This window comes from Microcystis sp. LSC13-02 (genome assembly GCA_002282935.1).
Classification (GTDB): domain Bacteria; phylum Cyanobacteriota; class Cyanobacteriia; order Cyanobacteriales; family Microcystaceae; genus Microcystis.
Genome location: MTBT01000011.1, coordinates 1 through 7,804, shown reverse-complemented (window position 1 = coordinate 7,804; position 7,804 = coordinate 1). Strand labels below are relative to the sequence as shown.

General features: G+C 39.6%; 12 protein-coding genes and 1 pseudogene. 5 read left to right on the top strand and 8 right to left on the bottom strand.

Features of this window, described 5'->3' with window-relative positions; translation table 11 throughout:
• The first annotated feature begins 124 nt into the window (after window positions 1-124).
• Entirely contained in the window at window positions 125-1,126 is a 1,002-nt protein-coding gene (locus BGL89_RS00575; RefSeq protein ID WP_286823688.1) for a CsgG/HfaB family protein, read from the top strand.
• Window positions 1,127-1,431: 305 nt separating this feature from the next.
• Entirely contained in the window at window positions 1,432-2,394 is a 963-nt protein-coding gene (locus BGL89_RS00570; protein ID WP_286823686.1) for a protochlorophyllide reductase, read from the top strand.
• A gap of 309 nt (window positions 2,395-2,703) precedes the next feature.
• Here the strand turns inward: BGL89_RS00570 and BGL89_RS00565 are convergent, their stop codons facing one another.
• Entirely contained in the window at window positions 2,704-3,090 is a 387-nt protein-coding gene (locus BGL89_RS00565; RefSeq protein ID WP_286823685.1) for a hypothetical protein, read from the bottom strand.
• Between the two features lie 20 nt (window positions 3,091-3,110).
• Window positions 3,111-3,542, bottom strand: a pseudogene (locus BGL89_RS21425) (restriction endonuclease fold toxin-2 domain-containing protein).
• Between the two features lie 22 nt (window positions 3,543-3,564).
• Here BGL89_RS21425 and BGL89_RS00555 point away from each other — a divergent pair.
• Window positions 3,565-3,702, top strand: a complete 138-nt coding sequence (locus tag BGL89_RS00555; protein ID WP_286823683.1) for a hypothetical protein — start codon at window positions 3,565-3,567, stop codon at window positions 3,700-3,702.
• A gap of 97 nt (window positions 3,703-3,799) precedes the next feature.
• Here the strand turns inward: BGL89_RS00555 and BGL89_RS00550 are convergent, their stop codons facing one another.
• The 3 genes from BGL89_RS00550 to BGL89_RS00540 all read right to left on the bottom strand — a co-directional run bounded on the left by BGL89_RS00550 (window position 3,800) and on the right by BGL89_RS00540 (window position 5,096).
• Window positions 3,800-4,288 carry a PIN domain-containing protein gene (locus BGL89_RS00550; protein WP_286823681.1) on the bottom strand — a complete coding sequence of 163 codons (489 nt, stop codon included), beginning with the start codon at window positions 4,286-4,288 and terminating at the stop codon, window positions 3,800-3,802.
• A 1-nt stretch (window position 4,289) separates the two neighbouring features.
• On the bottom strand, window positions 4,290-4,571 hold the full coding sequence (locus tag BGL89_RS00545) for a UPF0175 family protein (RefSeq protein ID WP_286823680.1): 282 nt from the start codon (window positions 4,569-4,571) through the stop codon (window positions 4,290-4,292).
• A 273-nt stretch (window positions 4,572-4,844) separates the two neighbouring features.
• The gene (locus tag BGL89_RS00540; RefSeq protein ID WP_286823679.1) at window positions 4,845-5,096 is read right to left on the bottom strand and encodes a hypothetical protein; all 252 of its coding nucleotides are present in this window, start codon (window positions 5,094-5,096) and stop codon (window positions 4,845-4,847) included.
• On the opposite strand from BGL89_RS00540, the gene BGL89_RS21150 reads away from it, so the two are divergent.
• Window positions 5,041-5,208, top strand: a complete 168-nt coding sequence (locus tag BGL89_RS21150; RefSeq protein WP_323801823.1) for a PEP-CTERM sorting domain-containing protein — start codon at window positions 5,041-5,043, stop codon at window positions 5,206-5,208. The two genes, BGL89_RS00540 and BGL89_RS21150, sit on opposite strands and share 56 nt — an antisense overlap.
• Window positions 5,209-5,799: 591 nt before the next feature.
• Here the strand turns inward: BGL89_RS21150 and BGL89_RS00530 are convergent.
• The 3 genes from BGL89_RS00530 to BGL89_RS00520 all read right to left on the bottom strand — a co-directional run bounded on the left by BGL89_RS00530 (window position 5,800) and on the right by BGL89_RS00520 (window position 7,350).
• Window positions 5,800-6,156 (bottom strand): hypothetical protein, encoded by a 357-nt coding sequence (locus BGL89_RS00530; RefSeq protein ID WP_286823677.1) that lies wholly within the window; start codon window positions 6,154-6,156, stop codon window positions 5,800-5,802.
• Window positions 6,157-6,613: 457 nt separating this feature from the next.
• Window positions 6,614-7,087 (bottom strand): PIN domain-containing protein, encoded by a 474-nt coding sequence (locus BGL89_RS00525; RefSeq protein ID WP_286823676.1) that lies wholly within the window; start codon window positions 7,085-7,087, stop codon window positions 6,614-6,616.
• The gene (locus tag BGL89_RS00520) at window positions 7,084-7,350 is read right to left on the bottom strand and encodes a UPF0175 family protein (protein ID WP_286823675.1); all 267 of its coding nucleotides are present in this window, start codon (window positions 7,348-7,350) and stop codon (window positions 7,084-7,086) included. Before BGL89_RS00520 ends, BGL89_RS00525 begins: the two co-directional genes overlap by 4 nt.
• Window positions 7,351-7,369: 19 nt before the next feature.
• Here BGL89_RS00520 and BGL89_RS00515 point away from each other — a divergent pair, with 19 nt between their 5' ends.
• Window positions 7,370-7,675, top strand: a complete 306-nt coding sequence (locus BGL89_RS00515; RefSeq protein ID WP_286823674.1) for a cadherin repeat domain-containing protein — start codon at window positions 7,370-7,372, stop codon at window positions 7,673-7,675.
• Window positions 7,676-7,804: the final 129 nt, after the last annotated feature.

The window sequence follows — 7,804 nt, the reverse complement described above, 5'->3', positions numbered from 1 at the left end:
ACATTTTAGCATATATTTGATAAATGCGCTAGTATTTAACGGTAAAGCCGTCGTAGAACGACGGGGTTTCAGACCCAAAATTTTCGATGATCTATATTCTATATTGACTGGAGAACCCATTGTCATGTTCGATCGAGATAGTATCCGTGGTTTTTCTGCCCTGATTACCCTTGTGGGAGTTGCTTCTAGTTTGGGTTTTAGCTTCAACGCACCGGCTTTCTCCCAAGCTATCTCTAACAATTTACCATTACTCTTAGCCCAAAAAAGCGAAAAGGTGCGCGTAGCGGTTTTAGACTTCGATTATAGCGGTCTCAGTAATCCCCAGTGGTTAACATTTCTCAATGGTGGAGCCAGTGGTGTCAGTGATATTCTCGTCAATAAATTGGTGGAAAGTGGTCGCTATACAGTCATTGAGCGCAGTCGCATTGATGCTGTCCTCAGAGAACAAAATTTGGGGGCTTCGGGACGGGTAGATGCCGCTACTGCCGCTCAAATCGGGCAAATTTTAGGGGTAGATGTGGTGATTATCGGTTCGATTACCCAATTCGATTTACAAAAAAAACAATCTGGTGGCTCGTTTATTATTTTTAGCACGGCCAAGACAGAAACCGATGCTTTTGTCAAGTTAAATGTCCGGGCAATTAATACCACCACGGCCGAAATTATTACCACCGCTCAGGGAGATGGTACTGCCAATCAATCCGATGGTTCAACCGTGGTTTTAGGGGTTGGGGGTGGTTCCCAAACCTCCAACGAAGGGAAATTACTCAGTATTGCCACCGATAAGGCAGTGGCGCAGGTGGTGGATAATCTCAATGATAAAGCCGACCAAATCGCCGCTACACCTCGCTCGCTCCCGACTGTCACCGCTTTAGTGGCTGCCGTGGCAGGAAATCAGGTAATTCTCAATAAAGGTACGGGAGAAGGCTATCGTGTCGGTTTACGCATTTCCATTGAACGGACGACTCAAACGGTCAAGGATCCGCAAACGGGTAAGGTTATCCGTCAGATTACTCAACCGATTGGCACTCTCGAAATTGTCGAAGCTGATGGTCAATCTAGCGTCGGTCGCATCATTACCGGTAATGGTTTTAAAGTCGGTGATTTAGCTAAACCCATTCGTTAATTGGGGATTGGAGTGTGGGGATTGGGGTGTAGGGTGTAGGGTGTGGGGTGTTGTAGGGTGTGGGGTGTGGGGTGTAGGGTGTGGGGTGTGGGGTGTAGGGTGTGGAGTGGTGGGGAGATCGGTAAACTTAAAACTCAAATCTGATCACTGATAACTGATAACTGATCACTGATAAGTGAACACTCAGGAAAATTTGAAGTTATGTAAAGCGAACCCCGGGGTCAGGTAAGACAACCGATAAAATTTATAATCGGAATCCCTTGGATATTCCCTAGACCAGAGCGATTAACGAAAATTATCAAAAAATGATACAAGATAAAAAACCCACGGTGATCATTACTGGGACAACTTCTGGAGTCGGTCTCTACGCCGCTAAATCCCTTGCTCAAAGAGGTTGGTTTGTGGTTATGGCCTGTCGGGATATCCCGAAAATGGAACAGGCCGCCAAAGAGTTGAACATTCCCCGGGATAACTACTGTATTGAATTTATCGACCTCGGTTCCCTCGATAGCGTCCGGCGCTTCGTTAAAAATTTCCGGGCCTTGGGCAGATCTCTAACCGCTTTAGTCTGCAATGCCGCTATCTATATGCCTTTGCTCAAAGAACCCTTAAGAAGTCCCGACGGTTATGAATTGAGCATGGCCACCAATCATTTAGGTCATTTCCTGTTGTCGAATTTGCTCTTGGAAGATCTAAAAAATTCTCCCTCTCCCGACCGCCGTTTAGTCATTCTCGGCACTGTCACCCATAATCCCGATGAATTAGGCGGTAAAATTCCTCCTCGTCCCGATTTGGGCGATTTAGACGGGTTTGCCAACGGTTTCCAAGAGCCGATTACCATGGCCGACGGCAAAAAATTTGAATCGGTCAAAGCCTATAAAGATAGTAAGGTGTGTAATGTTCTCACCATGCGGGAACTGCACAAACGCTATCACCAATCGACCGGAATCACTTTTACTTCCCTCTATCCGGGTTGTGTGGCCGATACACCCCTTTTCCGCAACCATTACCCCTTTTTCCAGCAGTTTTTCCCCTGGTTCCAGAAAAATATCACCGGTGGCTATGTTTCCCAAGAATTAGCCGGGGAAAGAGTCGCTATGGTGGTTGCTGACCCCGAATACCGTCAATCCGGCGCTTACTGGAGTTGGGGCAATCGTCAGAAAAAAGAGGGTAAATCCTTTGTTCAAAGGGTTTCTCCTCAAGCTCGCGACGAGGAAAGAGGCGCAAAAATGTGGGAATACAGCGCTAAATTAGTCGGATTAGCCTAATTTACGATTTTAAGACTAAAAAAGGACACAAGTTAACTTGTGTCCTTGTCGAAACGGGGAGGCCAGAGCAGCAAGAAACAATCCATAACTGGGTTTTTAAAGCTCGATCGGCAGTTAATCATATTATTAAAAACGGATTTGGTATTATACTAAATCCGGTTATTAAAAACTGATTATTTATTCCCACTTAGGATTAGAGGCGTTGTTGTCTAAAAAGCACAAACAAAACGATATTGACGATGATTAATTGATGTTTAAAGGGGACGTAAGCGATAGCGTTTACGTCTTTTTGCCTAGATTAATTGAGTTTCATACTGAAATTGACTGACTTAGAAATGGCTGGATGATGTCAGATATTGCTGTGTTTGGCTGTAACTTTAAACAGTAATTATAGCCTTGATCATAAAACATTAATTCTTGATTTTCAGGAACAAGAGATTGAAACCAAATGGCAAAAGTAGCACAATCTTCTAAATATCCATCCAAACTAATTCCTTGTCCATCTCGATGTAATGCTCCATCTAATCTAGTCCCTTTTTCTGGAATTTTAATAACCCATTCGATGCTATAATAATCATCGGGATTAGTTAGGGTTTTAATCGTGGTATCATGCCAAGATTTTTCGAGATTTTCAATAAAATCTACTGTGTTAATTTTCCATTGGGTCGGTTGGTCTGGTGTAATAAGATATTCCATTAAAAACTTCTCCTTTTTACTTAAGGTAAAACGACAACAGTACCAAGAATATTAAACTGACGGAGTAATTTTTCAAAAAATGGTACGGCTTCTCTCATATTAACAATTACTAACAACTTAACCACAGGGGTTTTTTGGTCATTAATGACTGCTCCATAGCGACGAAATTCATTTTCTATATCGCCTTGAACTTTTGTCCGAATAAAAGGGGGTACATTAGAATTATCAACCTAGGGACTATTAGCGGGATTTTCAATAAATTTAGCTTCCATAAGCTCTCCTGTTTCATAATTAATGCCATCTGCCCAAATTTCTTCTCCTCCATCTCGGACTCGAATTTCCTCATTACCACAATGTCTAATCTGAAATTGATAACGCTGATTATAGGTTGGTGTCAGTCTTCGCGGGAAATCTTTTGCCCAGTCTTGTATTAAGTTACTTAAATCTGTCATTCTTGATTGTACTTTAAGTTGATTGAAATTCGTCCAAAATAGCGCACCAGTCCTCTACGATACTACCCTCACCGTTCCCGAAAATAGCCTCTTAAACACTCTTGTTGGCACAATTACCCCCACCGATGCCAACACTAGGGTTAGGTGTATTGCTGTCTAAAAAGCATAATCAAGACAACACTAACGACAATTAATTAATGTTTTCATGGGACGTGAGTGATGATGTTTACGTCCTTTTCTCAGCAATTATTGAATAATTAAAATGATTCTTGTGCGGTGGACAAAACCTCTTGATACAGTCTTGTATTAATACGTTTACCCTTAGTAATTAACGCAGCTAAAACTTCCTGAACGCTAGTAATTAATCCTAGTTGTTTGGCGACCAATAAAATACCTAATGTACCAGTAATTTTTAAATTTCGAGATAAAGCAACTCGCCTAGCTTCTAAATCATCAATCAATAATTGATCGGCTTCTAATTCTTCAGCTAAAATCATAGCAGCACATTCACCCCAACCTAAATTAGTTATCGTTTTCAAAGTAGAGACTTTTTCTGAACTGCTAATGGTTCGTCTCTCTATCCAGTCTGCTAATTGAACTAAATTAACTGCTGGATGATTTCCTGTTGTTACCTCATGGTAAACTTCTTGAGGAATAATAATTTTCCCGTAAATGTCATGAAGTAAATTAAGTTTTCCAACTTTTGCTAATTCACTTAAAGGGGTGGTATCAGAGACAATAATCACTTTACTTTTTATATCTCTCTAAAATTTGGAGAGTCTCAGCCACTTCTTGTTGTAATTCTTCTTGGGTTTGCATAGGAAATGGACAAATATTATAGTGATCCATTAAATCAGAAAGTTTATGATGATCGATCTCTAATAATTCTGCGGCACGTCCCGCACTAATATCACCATGACGAAGTAACGTCATAACATAGGCTTCTTTAGCTTTTTTCTCAGCTTCCAGATGATGAATTTCTGGAACTTTAGGTAAAGTTAGAGTGAATTTAATTTCTGTTGTCGTCATTTTAGATTTATTTTGAGTAGCCTATAATTATTTATAACACTTATTTACCCCCACCGATGCCGATAATAACCCCTTAACCTACAGCATCACTGATATGAGCGTCGGAATTGGGAGCAGCGAGAGGGGAGAGGGGGTTTGAGCATTTGTACTAAAATTTACCCGACGCAGTTTAAATGCAGTACAGCTTAACTGATGACAAAATAACTTGATTCTCCGAATAACTTGAGAAAAGTTGCTCAAAATATAGCCTCAGCAACACAAATCGGCTTATCTCTAGGTAAATCCTTGCAGGAGTGCCATTGTACCAGATATTTTCTCTCTGCTCGATTTATTTAATAAGCTCTGCTGATGAATAAAAAAAAATAATAAACTAGGCTTATGAGTATTCGCCTCTACAATCAGTAGCCTTAACCCAAACGCCTTTAAGTTTTTAGGTGTTGTCAGATCTACTCCTGCATCTCGTCTCGAGATATCTCCCCTTGGTGGTAATGGACTTTTTTCAATTGATAATTTACAAGTAGCCACTAAATCTATCCAGTCTGTCCCTGAACCCCTCACAATTCTAGGAATAGTAATATTAGGATTAGAGGCGTTGTTGTCTAAAAAGCACAAACAAAACGATATTGACGATGATTAGTTGATGTTTAAAGGTGACGTAAGCGATAGGGTTTACGTCCCTTCTTCATACTCACAAAAACTGTAAGTTAGGATAATCTAAAATTGCATTATCTTCAGTAACTATCGTTAAATCATGTTGTAAAGCTTGACACATTAAAAGGCGGTCAAAAGGATCTTTATGAAGGAGTGGCAAATCCTTTAAATGTACTATGCTTTTTTCATCAATAACCAAACTATTAATTAGGGTCTGCTGAAAAAGTTTTTCGGTGGGGGTAGGAGTCAGGAGTCAGGAGTCAGGAGTCAGGAGTTTAATCCTATTTTCTTGCACTAACATCGGACTTTAACAGGTCAAAAGCTTTATTTTAAAAGGGTTTTACCATTATTCAGCAAGCCCTAATTAAATGCTGTTTCCTTTTCTTGGGAAGATATATATCAGGATGTTCGGGAAAATTTAATTTGCCTAACTGATACTTGATAACGCATTCCCAAACAGATATAACGCTTAGAAAAACTTCATTGTTACTATTTTTTATCTGACCGCACAAGTTATCCGACAAGCGAGGATTATCACTAATTAACCAAAGAAAAATGTGTGTATCTAGTAACAATCTCATTGCGGATAAAACAAGTCCAAAACTTCATCAGGTAAGGGGTTATTAAAATCATCGGGAACAGCAAATTCTTCTTTAGCCAATCCTACTGGACGAGATTGATTAGCTTGACCTAAAAACTGGCAAATTATCTTAATCTCATTTTCACTTAAAGGATTTTTACTGTCCATTTCTTGGTTATTTTTAATTAGAAGTTGCCATTTTTGTAATGCTTTTTCTATCAGGTAATTATCAGATTTTTTTGACGCTTGTTCATGGTTTAAATTATCAACAAATTGCCATATTAAATTAATATTATCTGGGGATAAGATACCTAACTTCTCAATTAAACACTGGCGTAATTCTACATCGTTCATACTGTTTTTCGTATTAACTATGAGTTTTAATGGCAATTTTAGCATAGCACAAAGCAAGATTTTTTTGTGGGAGAAAATATCTTATCACCAACGCCGGAAATAACGCCTCCCTCCCTGCTGATACCCGCGACTTAGACGGAGATAGCAACATCACCGAAGCAATACCCTTTGATATTGCCCGAAATCCTCGCGTTAACGGTACAAACGTCGATTTAGGTGCCTTTAAATTCGTCCAAAATAGCCCACCATTCCTCTACGATACTACCCTCACCGTACCCGAAAATAGCCTCTTAAACACTCTTGTTGGCACAATTACCCCTACCGATGCCAACACTAGGATTAGGGGCATTGTTTTCTAAAAAGCACAAACAAGACGACAACGCAAGGAATTAGTTAATTTTGAAGAGGACATGAACGATAGAGTTGATGTCCCTTGAAATTAATTGTTATTATCTTCTTAATTATATCGATCTAAAAGAGATTGAATTAACTGAGGAGAAGCCCGAAAACTCGTTTTTTGTAATTTCTCAATTGCAGTTTTTATATCGATCAAGTCTTGTTTGATCGCTATTTCAAGAACACCTAATAAACCCGTAACTTTTAGACCTCTATCTATAGCAATTTTTCGAGATGCTTTTTTATCAATAATTATTAAGCCAGCTTTTAATTTTTCTGCTAAAATAATCGCCTCTTTCTCTCCTAAATCTAGTCGATTTAATTGCTGATCTTGAACGGGATCAACATCATTAATAAGTAACCATTTAGGAATTTCTTCGCTCCAGTTTTGCAGAATAGCTGGCGCACTTGTTGAAGTTAATTCATTATAGACCGCTTGAGGAATGACTATTTCCTTAAATAATTGAGGCAATAATTCAATTTCTCCAACTAACACTAAATAACAAATCGGTGAAGTGTCCGAAACAACAATCATTGAGATAATAAGTCCTCGATATTTCTCACGTCTTCAGCTAAATCTTCCTCTGTATAATCTAGATAAACTTGATGAAGTTTTAAAAACTCGTCTGTTTCCCATCGAGAGGAGAAATTTAATAAGGTTTGAATTTCTGCCAAAGTCATTACTCCATCTCGATAAGCTTGGATGGCTAAAGCTTCTAAAGTTTTTTGAGGTAAATTATCCCATTTTTTTTGTAATTGTTGTCCCGCAGCTTCAGAAATGTAAATAGTAATTTCCATAGTTTTTATAGTAACTAACTTGGAAGACTCAACTTTTATTATAACTCAAAATAACGCCTCCCTCCCTGCTGATACCCGCGACTTAGACGGAGATAGCAACATCACCGAAGCAATACCCCTTAATATTGCCCGAAATCCTCGCGTTAACGGTACAAACGGTGCATTTAAATTCGTCCAAAATAGCGCACCAGTCCTCTACGATACTACCCTCACCGTACCCGAAAATAGCCTCTTAAACACTCTTGTTGGCACAATTACCCCCACCGATGCTGATAATAACCCCTTAACCTACAGCATCACTGATTTGACATCCTCGCCGCCGTAAAACGGACGGCGATTCCTCACCACGCCACTTTTTTAGGGTGGTCGCTGAATGGGGTTGACGCTTCACGGGATGCTGCTTCTTTAACAGAAGTCTTACGCTTTCCGACCCGTCCGTTTAAAGTCTCCGAAT

What these genes read in the sequence shown, in the direction of transcription:
- BGL89_RS00575 (WP_286823688.1), top strand. Translation starts at nt 125, where the DNA reads ATGTTCGATCGAGATAGTATCCGTGGTTTTTCTGCCCTGATTACCCTT.
- BGL89_RS00570 (WP_286823686.1), top strand. Translation starts at nt 1,432, where the DNA reads ATGATACAAGATAAAAAACCCACGGTGATCATTACTGGGACAACTTCT.
- BGL89_RS00565 (WP_286823685.1), bottom strand. Translation starts at nt 3,090, where the DNA reads ATGGAATATCTTATTACACCAGACCAACCGACCCAATGGAAAATTAAC.
- BGL89_RS00545 (WP_286823680.1), bottom strand. Translation starts at nt 4,571, where the DNA reads ATGACGACAACAGAAATTAAATTCACTCTAACTTTACCTAAAGTTCCA.
- BGL89_RS00530 (WP_286823677.1), bottom strand. Translation starts at nt 6,156, where the DNA reads ATGAACGATGTAGAATTACGCCAGTGTTTAATTGAGAAGTTAGGTATC.
- BGL89_RS00525 (WP_286823676.1), bottom strand. Translation starts at nt 7,087, where the DNA reads ATGATTGTTGTTTCGGACACTTCACCGATTTGTTATTTAGTGTTAGTT.
- BGL89_RS00520 (WP_286823675.1), bottom strand. Translation starts at nt 7,350, where the DNA reads ATGGAAATTACTATTTACATTTCTGAAGCTGCGGGACAACAATTACAA.